We start from the raw sequence: 13731 nt of genomic DNA on the forward strand, positions 1-13731 counted from the left end.
TGACGTCTCACGGGAGCTAGCCGAACAACATGGCGCGTTTTATTTTCATCACCGGTGGTGTGGTTTCGTCCTTGGGCAAAGGGCTGGCTTCGGCGGCTTTGGGCGCTTTGTTGCAGGCGCGGGGCTACTCGGTTCGCCTGCGCAAGCTGGATCCCTACCTGAACGTCGATCCCGGCACGATGTCGCCCTTTGAACATGGCGAAGTGTTCGTCACCGACGATGGCGCCGAGACCGATCTGGACCTTGGCCACTATGAACGTTTCACAGGTGTTGCTGCGCGCAAGACCGACTCGGTCAGCTCAGGCCGGATTTACTCTAACGTGCTGGAGAAAGAACGCCGTGGCGATTATCTGGGCAAGACCATTCAGGTGATCCCGCACGTCACCAATGAGATCAAGGATTTCATCGCCATTGGCGAGGATGAGGTCGATTTCATGCTGTGTGAGATCGGCGGCACCGTGGGCGATATCGAGGGCCTGCCCTTCTTCGAGGCCATCCGCCAGTTCAGCCAGGACAAGCCGCGCGGTCAGTGCATGTTCATGCACCTGACGCTGCTGCCCTACATCAAAGCGTCCGGCGAGTTGAAAACCAAGCCGACCCAGCACTCGGTCAAGGAACTGCGCTCGATCGGTCTGGCCCCCGACATTCTGGTTTGCCGCTCGGAAGGCCCGATCCCGAAGAAAGAGCGTGAGAAGCTGGCGCTGTTCTGCAATGTGCGCCCCGACAGCGTGATCGCGGCGCAGGACCTGTCGACCATCTATGACGCGCCGCTCGCCTATCACCGCGAAGGTCTGGATCAGGCGGTTCTGGATGCGTTCCAGATCAGCCCTGCGCCCAAGCCCGATCTGGCGAAATGGGAAGATGTCAGCGACCGCATCCATAACGCCGAAGGCGAGGTCAAAGTCGCCATTGTAGGTAAATACACTCAGTTGGAAGACGCCTATAAGTCGATCGCCGAGGCGCTGACCCATGGCGGCATGGCGAACCGTGTCCGCGTCAAGGTCGAGTGGGTCGATGCCGAGGTATTCGATACCGAAGACGCCGCGCCCCATCTGGAAGGGTTCCACGCCATCCTCGTCCCTGGCGGGTTCGGAGAGCGCGGCACCGAGGGCAAGATCAAGGCGGCGCAATATGCCCGCGAGCACAAAGTGCCCTATCTGGGTATCTGTCTGGGAATGCAGATGGCCGTGATCGAAGCCGCCCGCAACGCTGCCGGCATCACTGAGGCCGGGTCCGAGGAATTCGACCATGAGGCCGGGAAAAAGCGTTTTGAGCCAGTTGTCTATCACCTGAAAGAATGGGTGCAGGGCAACCACAAGGTCGAACGCAAAGTGGGTGACGACAAGGGCGGCACCATGCGTTTGGGCGCTTATGATGCGGTTCTGGCCGAGGGCTCGAAGGTGGCAGAAGTCTACGGCGGCACAAATATCGAGGAGCGTCACCGTCACCGCTATGAGGTCGACATCAAATATCGCGAACAACTTGAAAAAGCGGGCTTGAACTTCTCGGGCATGTCGCCCGATGGCCGTCTGCCCGAGATTGTCGAATGGTCCGATCACCCATGGTTCATCGGCGTTCAGTACCACCCCGAGCTCAAGTCGAAGCCGTTTGATCCGCACCCTTTGTTTCGCGATTTCGTCCGCGCCGCTAAGGACACTTCGCGCTTGGTTTAAGTCACCTTAACGTGACAGGTGTTTCGGATTTTTCTGTTCGAAACACCTGTTTACAGGGTTAACTGTCCGTGGAACACGAGACAGGAGACCGGCCATGACCGATCAGATCAAACAAGCGGAACGTTTCGCTGCCCTGCACCAAAAAGGCACACCGGTGATCCTTTACAATATCTGGGACGCGGGTAGCGCCGGTGCCGTGCGCGATGCCGGTGCCAAGGCAATTGCGACAGGCAGTGCACCGGTCGCAATGGCTCAAGGGTTCGGCGATGGTCAGAATATCCCGATGGACTTTGCGCTGGACAATGTCAGTCGCATCGTCTCAGCTGTCGATTTGCCTGTGACCTTGGACTTCGAAGGTGCCTATGCCGAAAGCCCTGTAGCAATTGCGGCCAACGTCCAGCGTGCATTGGAGACTGGAATCGTCGGCTTTAACTTCGAAGATCAAATTATTGGAACCAATGATCTTTATGACATTGAAACCCAGGCCGCGCGGGTGGCTGCGATGCGTGAAGGAAGCGACGTGGCAGGCGTTCCGGCTTTCATCAACGCCCGCACAGATTTGTTTTTGAAGGCCAAGCCAGAAGAGCATGACAATGCGATGTTGGATGAGGCCATTGCACGGGCCAGCGCCTTTGCAGATGCAGGGGCAAGCGGGTTCTTCGCGCCGGGTCTTAAGGACGAAGGATTGATCGCTCGGCTTTGCGAATCGACCGAACTGCCGGTGAACATTATCGCATTGCCCGGAACGCCTGATACGGCGACTCTGGCCTCGCTTGGTGTGGCACGTATCAGCTACGGCCCCGTACCCTATCGCCAAATGCTGGGCTGGTTGCAGGAACAAGCAGGCGCGGCATTACAGCAAGGCGGTTGAAAACCGAGCTTTGTTGGCGCTTTTTCGCGTATTGTTTTCGTCAATGGTGGCTTGATGATCACGGATGGCTATGACAGGTAGTCCGTGCTTGGCGGGCTACCAAATATAGAATAACCTCGCGATATGTTGAAAAAGTTTTTTCAGGCGTTCCGACCGCCTCAACACGACAATTTGCCTGACCCTGATGCAGAGCTTGCGCTAGGGGCGCTGATGGTGCGCGTGGCGCAGGCGGATAGGGACTATAAGCTGGAAGAAATCAGCCTGATCGACCGCATTCTGGCGCGGCTATATCAGCACAACGCGATCGAGGCCGCCAAGGTTCGCGCAACCTGCGAGAAATTGCACGCCGCCGCCCCTGAGACGGACACTTTCGGCAAGCTGATCCGTGAGACCACCGATCTGCATGAACGTCTCGCCGCCTTGGACGCACTATGGGAAGTCGTTTTGGCCGATGGCAGCTCGGACGAAGGCGAAATGAAAATCGTCGAAGAGGCCCGGATTGCGATGGGTCTAAGCTATAATGACAGTCAAGCCGCCCGTGGCCGCGTGCAAAGACGCTTGGAAGAGACCTGACGGCGCTTTATATCTGGCGCATGTTTAGTGATTTTCTGTCCCGCCTGACAAACCCGCAGCCCGATCCGCTGCCCGATCATGATGCGCGCCTGGCGCTTACGGCCCTTTTGGTGCGGATCGCACGTTCTGACAATGATTATGCCGATAGCGAGATGTCCCGTATCGACCGGATATCCATGGAACGCTATGGCCTGTCGCCTTTCGAGGCCGCCGGTTTGCGCGCCCGTGCCGAAGATCTTGAAGCCGAGGCACCGGACACTGTGCGTTTTACACGTGCCATTAAAGAAGCCGTTGCCTATGATGACCGTCTCGCGGTCGTTCAGGCCCTGTGGTCGGTTGCTTTGGCGGATGGACACCGGACGGGTGAAGAAGATTCGCTCTTACGGCTTGTGGTAAGTCTTTTGGGCGTCAGTGACGTAGACTCGGCACTGGCCCGACAGAAGGCCGCCAAGTCGTGATCGCTGCGCTGGGCATGTACGACTTGCCCAGCTTGCGGCCTGCCAACGACCGCTACTGGTCGTTGATTCGCTCAACTTTGGGTTACGGCCCGGTTGAACTTACACGCGATGCGGAACCCTGGGATATCTGGCTAAACCCTGCCTTGTTGTTCGCGCAGACCTGCGGGATGCCTTTTCGCACGCGGCTATATGGTCACGTTCAGTTGGTTGGTACGCCCGATTATGGCCTGTCTGGCTGTCCGCCGGGTCATTATCGATCGGTATTTGTGGCACGCGCCCGGGATTCACGCGGGCTTGCTGACCTTTCCCGAGGCACCTTCGCCTATAACGAGGCGACGTCTCAGTCCGGTTGGGCAGGCCCCTTGGTTCATCTTGAAAGAATGGGATTGTGTCCCCTGTCCGGTCTGGAAACCGGATCTCACGCCATGTCGGCCCGCGCAGTGGCTGAAGGCGAAGCTGATTTTGCGGCACTGGATGCGCTCACGTGGTTGATTCTGAAAGAACATACAAAATTGGGAACGGAACTGCGTGATGTTGACGCGACAGAACCTACCCCTGCCCTGCCCTATGTCACCTCGGGCACACAGGACGCGACCGCTGTGGCCAATGCTGTCCGACACGCAATCAACGCTCTGCCGCCCCGCGACCGCAATGCTTTGCATCTGCTGGACCTGATCACCATACCTGCGCAAGACTATCTTGCTACTCCAAACCCCTCTCCGAACATGGTCAAGCAGCTTATTCCCTGACCGATTTGACCAGAACGTCTGGTCAATTTGACGGTTTCGCCCCCCAATCGTGTCATTTGCGCATTGCATTGAGCTAAAATTTAAGTCCTAGTACCGCACCAACACCAACAACACTTAGGTCGCCCGTGACAGATTCCACTCCGGTCATCGAGATCAAAAACCTACATAAGAGTTTCGGCAATCTTGAGGTGCTGAAAGGGGTGGATATTACGGCAAGACGGGGCGACGTCGTATCGCTTATCGGTTCGTCCGGGTCCGGGAAGTCCACTTTGCTGCGCTGCTGCAACCTGTTGGAAGACAGTCAGCAGGGTGAGATTCTGTTCAAGGGCGAACCCGTGCGCTGGACAGGTAGCGACCATCACCGCCGACCCGCAGACCCTAAGCAGGTTCTGCGTATCCGCACAAACCTGTCGATGGTTTTCCAGCAGTTCAACCTGTGGTCTCACATGACCATCCTGCAAAACGTGATGGAAGCCCCTGTTACCGTTTTGGGGCGTGACAAGGCCGAGGTCGAGGACAGCGCCCGCAAGTATCTGGAAAAAGTGGGCATTGGCGACAAGTGCGACGTCTACCCGGCCCAGCTTTCTGGCGGCCAACAACAGCGCGCTGCTATCGCGCGCGGGCTGTGCATGGAGCCTGAAGCCCTGTTGTTTGACGAACCGACATCGGCGCTGGACCCCGAGTTGGAGCAAGAAGTAATTAAGGTGATCAAGGATCTGGCCGCCGAAGGGCGTACTATGATCATTGTGACCCACGACATGAAGATGGCGGCTGATATCTCAAGCCATGTCGTCTTTCTGCATCAGGGCCTCATCGAAGAAGAAGGTCTGCCGGAGGACATCTTCACCACCCCTGAATCCAAGAGGCTTCAGGGCTTTCTATCCGCCACACAGGCGGCCTAATAAACGGACAGGACCAAACTGGGGAGTAACCAATGAAAAAACTGATTCTGACCACAGCAGCCCTGGCGCTCGGCGCTGGTATGGCAATGGCGGACACCGTCCGTCTTGGCACGGAAGGCGCCTATGCTCCGTGGAACTTCGTCAACGATGCAGGCGAAATCGACGGGTTTGAGCGTGAGCTGGGCGACGAGCTGTGCAAACGCGCCAACCTGGAATGTGAATGGGTCAAGAACGATTGGGATTCGATCATTCCGAACCTGGTGTCGGGCAACTACGATGCCATCATCGCCGGTATGTCGATCACCGACGAACGTGACGAAGTCATCGACTTCACCCAAAACTACACGCCGCCGGATCCGTCTGCTTATGTCGCGATGTCCGATGGCGTTGATCTTGCCGGTGGTGTGATCGCTGCGCAGACCGGCACCATTCAGGCGGGCTATGTCGCTGATTCCGGCGCGACTCTGGTCGAATTCGCCAGCCCCGAAGAAACAATCGCAGCCGTTCAGAATGGTGAGGCGGATGCAGTCCTGGCGGATAAATCCTTCCTGGCGCCCTTCACCGAAGACGGCTCGGGCATGGTATTCGTTGGTGACGAAGTGCCGCTGGGCGGCGGTGTCGGTATGGGCATCCGCGAATCCGACGGTGAGCTGAAAGAAAAGTTCAACACGGCGATCCAATCCATGAAGGATGACGGCAGCTTGAACGCGCTTATCACCAAATGGGAAGTGTCTTCGACCTTCTAATCCAAACCTCAGCGGAGCGCCCGATCACAGGGCGCGCCGCATCTGAGCCCTTGCAAGTCAAAGAGGCCCGCCATTTTTTCGTTCTGCACTGACCCCGAAACGCTCGGCACGGTCCGTTGGTTCTCCTGTTACCTGACCAACGGTGTCCATTGGCTGTTCTACCTGTCCTTCTTCAAGGTTCTGCTGCTGTTGGCGATCACCGCGCCTGTGGCATTGGGGTTTGGCTTTCTTGGGGCGATGGCGGCCCGATCTCATTTTTTGCCGCTGGCATGGCTTGGCAAAGGCTACATCGCCGTCGTGCGCGGTGTCCCTGACATTGCCTTTTTCATGTTCTTCGTAATCGCTTTGGATCAGGCGTTCGAATGGACGCGACACAAAGTTCTGTGCCCCGAATGGACGGATCCGATCAGGCAAGGCAATGATTTTATCGTCTGTCAGGCGGCAAAACTGCCGCTGGGCACATCCCCTGAATGGGTCCACGAAACCTATGGGTTCTTTCTGGCCGTTATTACCTTTTCGATCGTTTTTGGTGCCTTTGCGGCGAACGTCTTGTTTGGCGGTATGCGCGCGGTTCCCCATGCACAACTAGAGACGGCCGCTGCTTATGGCATGACAAATCGCCAGACCTTTTGGCGCGTTCTGGTTCCTCAGATGTGGGTTTATGCCCTGCCCGGCTTATCCAACCTATGGATGGTGTTGATAAAGGCCACGCCACTTCTGTTCCTGTTGGGCATCGAAGATATCGTTTACTGGGCACGTGAGCTGGGCGCGATCAAGAACCCGAAATTCACCCAATACCCCCATGGTGACTGGCGTATGTGGTACTTCCTTGCTTTGCTGGTGTTCTACCTCGGAATGACCCGCGTGTCCGAGATTGGCCTGGAACGCCTGATGCGCCGACTGTCCCACGGTCAGGCCACCTCAGGCGGAGAGTTGCTGCGTAAGGAGACGACGGCATGAGTTGTCTTCAGACTATTCAGGATTACGGCCTGCGTTCGATCGGGATTGGTGAGCGGTTGCTGCCACGCGATGGTTTCACGCTATGCGAACATTTTACCCTGATTGGCTCGGGCATGATCTGGAATATCTATTTCGGCATCATGGCGCTGATCACCGGGTTCTTTCTGGCCACTGCACTGGCCATGGGAAAAGCGTCGACAAAGAAATGGCTGCGCAAACCTTCGGAATGGTTCATCTTCCTGTTCCGGGGCTCGCCCCTTTTTATCCAGTTTTTCTTTGCCTATTTCTTCTTCCTGTCGCTCAAACAGAGCTTTCCGTTTCTCGACGCCCTGACATCCGCTTGGTTGGGCGCGCTGATCGTGCTGTTCTTCAACACGGCCGCCTATTCGGGCGAGATCTTCTATGGCGCGCTGCGTTCGATCCCCAAGGGCGATATCGAGGCCGCAGACGCCTATGGCATGACCGGCTGGCCAAGGTTCCGCCGCATCATCTGGCCCACCATGCTGCGGCTGGCCTGGCCTGCCTACACCAACGAGGCGATTTTTCTGTTCCACGCAACCACGCTGGTCTTCTTCTCGGCCTTCCCGGTCTGGCAGCAGCGCGGGGACGCTCTGTATTACGCGGGATATTTCGCGGACAAGACTTTCAATCCGTTTGTCCCCTACCCGATTCTGGCCTTTTACTTCATCCTGCTGACACTGGCCGTGATCTGGGGATTTGGCCGCGTCAACAAGCATCTGAACCGGCATCTTCCGGTTGCCAAACGCAGTAAAATGAAGCTGAGGCTGAATCTGGTGCGCTGACCCCGGCGCACCTTTTCGCAACACAACACGCGCACGGCTCTGCCCTGTGCGTTTCTTTTTTCGCGTTTTTCGAGGAAATGGTACCGCCTCCCTGGCTTGAACAGGGGACCTCTGGATCCACAATCCAGCGCTCTAACCAACTGAGCTAAGGCGGCACTCGTGAGGGGCGATTTACCGAACGCGCCGGGGGAATGCAAGAGGATTAAAGCCGAATTTTCCAGCTTTGTTCGACAAGATCGACCCCAAAGGAATGCACTGGTTTGCTGTCCGTCAAATGCCACCCTTCAGCTTTATAAAGCGCGCAAGCCGCCCTATGGCTTTCATGGGTCCATAGCGACATCTGTGTGAAACCAACAGCACGCGCGTGGTTCATACAGGTGCGCAACAAGCGTTTGCCAAGCCCCTTCCCCCTCGCCTCTGGCACCAGGAAAAAAAGCCGCAGTTTTGCTGTGTCCTCATCTGGCCGGACACAAAAAATACTCCCAAGGCGATCACCTGCCTGCTCGGCCACCCAACCGCGTTCGCATTTGGGATCATGACTGGCCACAAACTCGTCAAGTATCTGGTGCACCAACCGGGCAAAGCTTTTGTCGAACCCTTCATCGCGCTCGTATAGGATTGCGTGCTGCTCGACCAACCAAGGCACATCTGACGCGCGAAAGGGTCTGATTTCTACATCGTTCATACTGTATCTCAGCGCATCTCTGTCTTGATTCTCAAGTCTTTGCGCGCTAGCACAGACCCTCATCCCCGGAGGCGCAAATGAGCATCAATACCGAACGTGACATTCAGGCAAATCTGCAGATCGGCCCAACCGATCAAGGTATGGTACGCCTGTTCATTGAGGCGGATGGCGTCGAGATTCCGATGGACTTTGAACCGGACGAAGCCGAAGAGATTGCGGAAGAAATCCGTGCTGCTGCTCAGGCTGCTCTGGCTGTTAAAGGCTGAAGTATCAAAGCCTTGGATCGCGCAACGCGTGTAGTCTCCGGGCCGCATCTGTGGCGAATTTCTGGATCATCTTTTTGCGACGTGCTGGTGCCAGTTTATCCTCGGGTGCCATTCGAATTATTTCAGCATCGTAGGCATCGGCGATAATTAGCCCCGTCTCAGGCGGCAACAGCTCGGTCGGAAAATCTGTATCCACGGCCCAGAAAAACCGATCACACCACTCCAAATAGCCCTGCCACTTGGAGTCCGATTGGTAATCGGCCCGGCTGGATTTGCATTCCACTACCCACAATTCACCCTTGGGGCCCAACCCCATAACGTCCACACGCAACCCGCGCGCCGGCACGAATTCCTCAACAGAAACAAAACCGTGCGCGCTGAGATGGCGCGCCACGCCGCGTGCTAGCTTCTGGCCGGGTTGTAGGTCCAATGTCATTGGGAAAATGTGAACAATTCGTGAACAAATTGCAAGGGTGAGATGGCTGTTGACATAATACCATATGGTATTGGATAAATATGAAACCAAATAGTATCGAATATGAGGAAACGGATGCCTGACCAAATCCAAAACGCGTTTCGCGCGCTTGCGGACCCCACGCGCCGGGACATCGTTCAAATGCTTGCATCGCAGGATATGACAATCGCGCAACTGACAGATTGCTTCGACATGACCCGAGCGGCCGTCAAAAAACACCTGACCGTGTTGTCGGACGGGGGCCTCATCCAGGTCGAAGCTCGGGGAAGAGAACGCATCAACCGTCTTGAACCCGAGGGAATGGCCCCTGTTCTGGATTGGTTGAGCTTCTTTGATCAGTTCTGGGACGAGCGCCTGCGTAACTTGAAAGAAGCCATTGAGAGGAAAGAGACATGACCAAAGCAGTTTTGCAAAAGACCATCTTCCTGCGCGCCGAACCGGACACTGTCTGGGCCTATCTGACCGAACCGGAACGCCTTGCCGAATGGTTTCACAAGCCCGAACGCCCGCTGGTAGCAGGACAAAAGCTTGAGATGTTCGGGACCACAAGCGGCGATCTGTTGATCTGGGGAGAGGTGCGTGAGGCGCGCAAGCCGCAGTATCTTGAATATACCTTCACGGTGAAACCGATGGGGGACGCTGTCAGCGTGGTCAAATGGACGTTAGAACCCATAGACGGCGGAACGCGATTGTCGTTGGAGCACGAAGGCCTGCCACAAGGCGCAGAGGCTTTCGGCCTGATCCTGGCCCTGGACAACGGTTGGGACGAGCATTTCGGCAAGATGCGCAAGGCCCTGCACGAGACTGTTGACGCTTAACCCCTTGTGCCAGCCAGTAAGACGCCCTAACTAAGCGCTTGGCGGGTTCTGCCCTTCTTGTGACTGGTAGCATTCTGGTGGCCTTAAGAAATTCCGAGGGGGCTGGCTCTGTTCAGGTCCTGGCCTGATTACCTGGCGCCCACCTGTACATACAGGTCCTCGGGAATCACACCGCACGGTTGACTGGTGGTCCCGCCACATTTCAGATTGCCTTTTAGCCCGAACAAGTCGGCTCCAATAGACCTGTGGTTACCCATCCTGTTTCAAGCCGCGGTTTTGAAATGGTTTTTAAGTTGAACGAACTATCATGTCCCAAAACGTAGCTATCTGGACAATGGTCCGAAACGACGAGTTCTTTCTGAAGCTGTGGGTCGATTACTACGCGCGCTTCGTGCCGCGCCAAAACATGTACATCTTGGTCGACGGCGATGACAGTGCCTTACCCGATACTCTGCGAGGCTGCCAGGTTATTTCATTTCCCCAAAACCAACCCGGCCGAGGGTGGGACCGAAAACGTTGGAACTTTTTATCTCAGTTCGCAAGCTCCCTGACTTACCGATTTGATGTGGTGATAGGCGGCGACGTCGATGAGTTGATCGTCCTTGACCCTTTGGTGGGCAACGATCCTGTCCAGTACATTTTGCAGCAGACAAACGCACAGGTAATTTCCCCGTTCGCGATAGAAGTTGTGCAACGCGTCGACCTCGAACCCGCTCTGGACGCTCAACGCCCCATTCTGGAACAACGCAGGTACGGCCGGACAAACGCGTTTTATTGCAAGCCCTGCATCACCCGCGCGCCAATACGTTGGAGCCTTGGGCAACACTATTCAAACCACCCACGCCTGAATTTGTCCTCTGATCTGTTTCTGTTTCACCTTCGTTTTTTTGATCGCGACATTTTGTTAGAGCGTCAGAAACAACGCTATCTCCACATTACGAATGATAACTCGGATATTGTGCAGGGTGTTGCTGGAGCCGGTTGGGCGCAATCGGTCGAGCAGGTGAGCGCGGAACTTCAGGGCTTCGCCGACTATGGGCCTCCAGAAACGAATGACTTTTCGTTCGAGCACTTGCGCAAGAAAATAAAGAAAAAATGGAGATTCGAAGAAAAGCGCCAGATCTGGAAGCACGCGAAATTCAGCGGTCAGAGTACGTTCGTCATCCCTGAAAGGTTCAGCTCCGTTTTCTGACAGTCTCTTGGAAGGTCTTCTGAGTTTGGCTTTTATTCTTGATTTCCTGCGGGGCCACGGCAGCCCGAACACCGTAGAAAACTGGCGTTCCACGACGCGGACCACCGGGTTTCTCTGCCATGCTCATGATCTTGTAAGCGAACTGGACGCCTGCAAAGACAATCCCGTTCATGAACCAGATCATGACCAACGCCACCAGCCCAACGTCCGAACCCCAGATCAGCCCGCGCAGATTGGCTACGTTCACCGCCAACAGCACGCCGACAAACACGGCTGAGATTACGAATCCCCAGATAACCTGAATAATATAAAGACGGATGAGCTTGGGCATAGCGGCACTCCTTGTTCTGCAAGAAGCTTAGTCTGCCAGAGCACCTAGTAAAGGCGTCAGAACGCCTCGGGCTGGGCTTCGCGCGCCATGTGGTCCAGTACAGCGTTAACGAATTTCGGCTCTTTGCCTTCGGGAAAGAAGGCGCGGGCCACGTCGACGAATTCGGTGATGACGACCTTGGGCGGCGTGTCGCTTTGGGTCAATTCGGCGCCTGCGGCGCGGAACGCAGCGCGCAGGGTCGGGTCGATGCGCCCGATGGGCCATTTGGCCACCAACGCACGGTCTGTCATCTGGTCGATCGGGGCCTGATAGTTTACGGCGTCCTCGACCAGTTTGCGGAACAGGCGGATATCGCCGTCCAACATTTCTTCGCCCTCATAAACGGCACCAAACCGGTGATCCAGAAACTCGTTCACGACTGCTTCGGTCGTCTGGCCTGACTGTTCCATCTGGAACAGCGCCTGAACGGCGTAAAGCCGAGCGGCGGATTTCATCAGGCGTTTCTGGTTTGCCGGTTTCGGCGCGTCTGTCTGGGTCATGCTGTCGTGGGTCCGTTGCTGTCGCCCGCCACTAGGATGGACTCGGACGGTGGCTTGAAGCCCACGCCCTTTTTGGAAGAGCCCCACTTACGGCTGAGCGCGATCAGATGCAAGGCCGCAGCGGCTGCCCCACCCCCTTTATTCATCTTTTCTGGGTTGGCGCGGACCTCGGCCTGTTCGTCATTCTCGACTGTCAGGATGCCATTGCCGATCAGCAGGCCCTGCAAGCCCATCAACTGAATGGCGCGACTGGAATCGTTGCACACCGTTTCATAATGCGTGGTCTCGCCGCGAATAACGCAGCCCAGCGCGACATAGCCATCATAGTTGCACTGCCGGTCAGCCATGGCGATGGCGGTCGGGATTTCCAGCGCGCCGGGAACCTCGACCACGTCACAAGTGCCGCCTGCGGCTTCGATCTCTGCCTTGGCACCGGCGACCATGTTGTCGGCAATGGCACGATAGAACGGGGCCACCACCAGCAGCAGTTTCACCGGCTTGTCGAATGTCGGAGTCGGCAGGACGCCGTGTTTGTCTTGTTCAGCCACGATCAGTCTTCCTTGAGGATTGAGCGGGTGCCGACGATGGACAGGCCAAACGCGTCGAGCCCCAGATATACGGTTTCGGGCGAGTCGGTCAGCAGCACCAGCTCGTGGATGCCCAATTTGGACAGGATCTGAGACCCCAGTCCTGTTTGTTTGATGGTCCGAGGGCCTTCATCCTCGACCGCATAAAGCGAGTTGCGCGGTTGGCGGAACAGACAGACGACGCCGCGCCCCTCTTCGGCGATCTTCTCCATCGCACGCGGCAGTTCGCGCGAAGACTTAGGCCCGAGGCCCAAGATATCCGGCGCTTCGTGCAAAGCATGGGTGCGGGTCAGAACGGGTTCGGGCGTGGTGATGTCGCCTTTGATCATGACCACATGTTCGATGCCATGAAGCTGGTCAGTGAACAGCCGCATCTCCCATTCGCCACCATATTCCGAATTGACGGTTTCACGAGACGTCTCGACCACCAGATTGTCATTGCGGGATCGGTAGGTGATCAAGTCGCTGATCGTACCGATTTTCATGTCATGGGTTTGTGCGAATTCCACTAGATCGGGCAGACGCGCCATTGTGCCGTCGGGCTTCATGATCTCGCAGATCACGCCCGAAGGGTTCAGCCCGGCCAAGCGCGAGATATCAACCGCAGCCTCGGTATGACCCGCGCGCACCAGCACCCCGCCCCGCTTAGCGCGTAAGGGGAAGACATGGCCCGGGGTGGCAATCGCCGCCATCGTGTTTTGTTCATTGATGGCCGTCGCAACAGTCAGGGCGCGGTCAGCGGCAGAAATCCCGGTCGACACACCTTCGCGTGCTTCGATTGACACGGTGAACGCGGTTTCATGCCGCGAGGAATTGTTCACCGCCATCATCGGCAGGCCCAGCGCATCCACCCGTTCCGCGGTCATCGGCAGGCAAATCAGGCCGCGCCCATGGGTGGCCATGAAGTTGATCGCCTCGGCATCCGCAAACTCGGCGGCGATAACCAGATCGCCTTCATTCTCACGGTCTTCGTGGTCGACCAGAATATACATCCGGCCTTTGCGCGCCTCTTCGATGATCTCTTCAATCGGGCTGATCGCGTCGCGCAGTTGCGCCTCGACGGGTCCGGGGGTTTCAAAGCTCATTGGGCAGCCTTTCGCAGA

19 protein-coding genes and 1 tRNA gene are annotated in these 13731 nt (G+C 56.6%); 13 read left to right on the forward strand and 7 right to left on the reverse strand.

All coding sequences use genetic code 11. The features are described from left to right. The first annotated feature begins 29 nt into the window (after positions 1-29). The 9 genes from ACR3EG_RS13160 (at position 30) to ACR3EG_RS13200 (ending at position 7735) form a co-directional block, all read left to right on the forward strand. A complete protein-coding gene (locus ACR3EG_RS13160; RefSeq protein WP_480496342.1) occupies positions 30-1673 on the forward strand; it encodes a CTP synthase in 1644 nt (547 codons plus the stop codon). Positions 1674-1767: 94 nt separating this feature from the next. Continuing rightward, positions 1768-2544: an isocitrate lyase/PEP mutase family protein gene (locus ACR3EG_RS13165; RefSeq protein ID WP_480496344.1), complete on the forward strand. Its 777-nt coding sequence runs from the start codon at positions 1768-1770 to the stop codon at positions 2542-2544. Positions 2545-2667: 123 nt separating this feature from the next. Next, complete coding sequence (locus tag ACR3EG_RS13170) at positions 2668-3117, forward strand: tellurite resistance TerB family protein (protein ID WP_170352760.1); 450 nt, start codon at positions 2668-2670, stop codon at positions 3115-3117. 20 nt (positions 3118-3137) lie between these two features. Further along, a complete protein-coding gene (locus ACR3EG_RS13175; protein WP_170352759.1) occupies positions 3138-3575 on the forward strand; it encodes a tellurite resistance TerB family protein in 438 nt (145 codons plus the stop codon). Further along, a complete protein-coding gene (locus ACR3EG_RS13180) occupies positions 3572-4324 on the forward strand; it encodes a phosphate/phosphite/phosphonate ABC transporter substrate-binding protein (protein WP_480496347.1) in 753 nt (250 codons plus the stop codon). The genes ACR3EG_RS13175 and ACR3EG_RS13180 overlap by 4 nt, the downstream gene beginning before the upstream one ends. Positions 4325-4449: 125 nt before the next feature. Then, on the forward strand, positions 4450-5226 hold the full coding sequence (locus tag ACR3EG_RS13185) for an ABC transporter ATP-binding protein (protein WP_170750574.1): 777 nt from the start codon (positions 4450-4452) through the stop codon (positions 5224-5226). 32 nt (positions 5227-5258) lie between these two features. Beyond that, positions 5259-5972 carry a transporter substrate-binding domain-containing protein gene (locus ACR3EG_RS13190; protein ID WP_170352757.1) on the forward strand — a complete coding sequence of 238 codons (714 nt, stop codon included), beginning with the start codon at positions 5259-5261 and terminating at the stop codon, positions 5970-5972. 72 nt (positions 5973-6044) lie between these two features. Then, positions 6045-6932 carry an ABC transporter permease gene (locus ACR3EG_RS13195; RefSeq protein WP_209196700.1) on the forward strand — a complete coding sequence of 296 codons (888 nt, stop codon included), beginning with the start codon at positions 6045-6047 and terminating at the stop codon, positions 6930-6932. Beyond that, entirely contained in the window at positions 6929-7735 is an 807-nt protein-coding gene (locus ACR3EG_RS13200) for an ABC transporter permease (protein WP_480496349.1), read from the forward strand. Before ACR3EG_RS13195 ends, ACR3EG_RS13200 begins: the two co-directional genes overlap by 4 nt. Positions 7736-7813: 78 nt before the next feature. On the opposite strand, the gene ACR3EG_RS13205 is transcribed toward ACR3EG_RS13200, so the two are convergent. Beyond that, positions 7814-7890, reverse strand: a tRNA-His gene (locus ACR3EG_RS13205). A 47-nt stretch (positions 7891-7937) separates the two neighbouring features. Further along, positions 7938-8420, reverse strand: a complete 483-nt coding sequence (locus ACR3EG_RS13210) for a GNAT family N-acetyltransferase (RefSeq protein ID WP_480496351.1) — start codon at positions 8418-8420, stop codon at positions 7938-7940. A 77-nt stretch (positions 8421-8497) separates the two neighbouring features. On the opposite strand from ACR3EG_RS13210, the gene ACR3EG_RS13215 reads away from it, so the two are divergent. Continuing rightward, positions 8498-8686, forward strand: coding sequence for a DUF6324 family protein (locus ACR3EG_RS13215; protein WP_480496353.1), 189 nt, complete (start codon positions 8498-8500; stop codon positions 8684-8686). 4 nt (positions 8687-8690) lie between these two features. Here ACR3EG_RS13215 and ACR3EG_RS13220 read toward each other — a convergent pair whose 3' ends face one another. After that, positions 8691-9122, reverse strand: coding sequence for an MmcB family DNA repair protein (locus ACR3EG_RS13220; protein ID WP_480496355.1), 432 nt, complete (start codon positions 9120-9122; stop codon positions 8691-8693). Between the two features lie 114 nt (positions 9123-9236). Here ACR3EG_RS13220 and ACR3EG_RS13225 point away from each other — a divergent pair, with 114 nt between their 5' ends. From ACR3EG_RS13225 to ACR3EG_RS13235, 3 genes are all read left to right on the forward strand, one after another. Continuing rightward, on the forward strand, positions 9237-9557 hold the full coding sequence (locus ACR3EG_RS13225; protein ID WP_209196636.1) for an ArsR/SmtB family transcription factor: 321 nt from the start codon (positions 9237-9239) through the stop codon (positions 9555-9557). Further along, the gene (locus ACR3EG_RS13230) at positions 9554-9979 is read left to right on the forward strand and encodes an SRPBCC family protein (protein WP_480496357.1); all 426 of its coding nucleotides are present in this window, start codon (positions 9554-9556) and stop codon (positions 9977-9979) included. The genes ACR3EG_RS13225 and ACR3EG_RS13230 overlap by 4 nt, the downstream gene beginning before the upstream one ends. A 307-nt stretch (positions 9980-10286) precedes the next feature. Beyond that, positions 10287-11171 (forward strand): glycosyltransferase family protein, encoded by an 885-nt coding sequence (locus tag ACR3EG_RS13235; RefSeq protein WP_480496359.1) that lies wholly within the window; start codon positions 10287-10289, stop codon positions 11169-11171. Here ACR3EG_RS13235 and ACR3EG_RS13240 read toward each other — a convergent pair. The 4 genes from ACR3EG_RS13240 to ribB are packed head-to-tail and all read right to left on the reverse strand — an operon-like array spanning position 11155 to position 13713. After that, a complete protein-coding gene (locus ACR3EG_RS13240) occupies positions 11155-11502 on the reverse strand; it encodes a hypothetical protein (RefSeq protein ID WP_480496361.1) in 348 nt (115 codons plus the stop codon). The genes ACR3EG_RS13235 and ACR3EG_RS13240 overlap by 17 nt on opposite strands. A 56-nt stretch (positions 11503-11558) precedes the next feature. Next, positions 11559-12041, reverse strand: coding sequence for a transcription antitermination factor NusB (gene nusB / locus ACR3EG_RS13245; RefSeq protein ID WP_480496363.1), 483 nt, complete (start codon positions 12039-12041; stop codon positions 11559-11561). Next, positions 12038-12589: a 6,7-dimethyl-8-ribityllumazine synthase gene (locus ACR3EG_RS13250; protein ID WP_480496365.1), complete on the reverse strand. Its 552-nt coding sequence runs from the start codon at positions 12587-12589 to the stop codon at positions 12038-12040. The genes nusB and ACR3EG_RS13250 overlap by 4 nt, the downstream gene beginning before the upstream one ends. A gap of 2 nt (positions 12590-12591) precedes the next feature. After that, on the reverse strand, positions 12592-13713 hold the full coding sequence (gene ribB / locus ACR3EG_RS13255) for a 3,4-dihydroxy-2-butanone-4-phosphate synthase (RefSeq protein WP_170352747.1): 1122 nt from the start codon (positions 13711-13713) through the stop codon (positions 12592-12594). Positions 13714-13731 lie beyond the last annotated feature (18 nt).

This window comes from Ruegeria sp. AM7 (assembly GCF_056535965.1).

Coding starts and splice junctions, on each gene's coding strand:
- ACR3EG_RS13235 (WP_480496359.1), top strand. CDS start 10,287: ATGTCCCAAAACGTAGCTATCTGGACAATGGTCCGAAACGACGAGTTC.
- nusB (WP_480496363.1), bottom strand. CDS start 12,041: ATGACCCAGACAGACGCGCCGAAACCGGCAAACCAGAAACGCCTGATG.
- ACR3EG_RS13200 (WP_480496349.1), top strand. CDS start 6,929: ATGAGTTGTCTTCAGACTATTCAGGATTACGGCCTGCGTTCGATCGGG.
- ACR3EG_RS13165 (WP_480496344.1), top strand. CDS start 1,768: ATGACCGATCAGATCAAACAAGCGGAACGTTTCGCTGCCCTGCACCAA.
- ACR3EG_RS13210 (WP_480496351.1), bottom strand. CDS start 8,420: ATGAACGATGTAGAAATCAGACCCTTTCGCGCGTCAGATGTGCCTTGG.
- ACR3EG_RS13175 (WP_170352759.1), top strand. CDS start 3,138: ATGTTTAGTGATTTTCTGTCCCGCCTGACAAACCCGCAGCCCGATCCG.
- ACR3EG_RS13160 (WP_480496342.1), top strand. CDS start 30: ATGGCGCGTTTTATTTTCATCACCGGTGGTGTGGTTTCGTCCTTGGGC.
- ACR3EG_RS13220 (WP_480496355.1), bottom strand. CDS start 9,122: ATGACATTGGACCTACAACCCGGCCAGAAGCTAGCACGCGGCGTGGCG.
- ACR3EG_RS13230 (WP_480496357.1), top strand. CDS start 9,554: ATGACCAAAGCAGTTTTGCAAAAGACCATCTTCCTGCGCGCCGAACCG.
- ACR3EG_RS13190 (WP_170352757.1), top strand. CDS start 5,259: ATGAAAAAACTGATTCTGACCACAGCAGCCCTGGCGCTCGGCGCTGGT.
- ACR3EG_RS13215 (WP_480496353.1), top strand. CDS start 8,498: ATGAGCATCAATACCGAACGTGACATTCAGGCAAATCTGCAGATCGGC.
- ACR3EG_RS13225 (WP_209196636.1), top strand. CDS start 9,237: ATGCCTGACCAAATCCAAAACGCGTTTCGCGCGCTTGCGGACCCCACG.
- ACR3EG_RS13240 (WP_480496361.1), bottom strand. CDS start 11,502: ATGCCCAAGCTCATCCGTCTTTATATTATTCAGGTTATCTGGGGATTC.
- ribB (WP_170352747.1), bottom strand. CDS start 13,713: ATGAGCTTTGAAACCCCCGGACCCGTCGAGGCGCAACTGCGCGACGCG.
- ACR3EG_RS13170 (WP_170352760.1), top strand. CDS start 2,668: ATGTTGAAAAAGTTTTTTCAGGCGTTCCGACCGCCTCAACACGACAAT.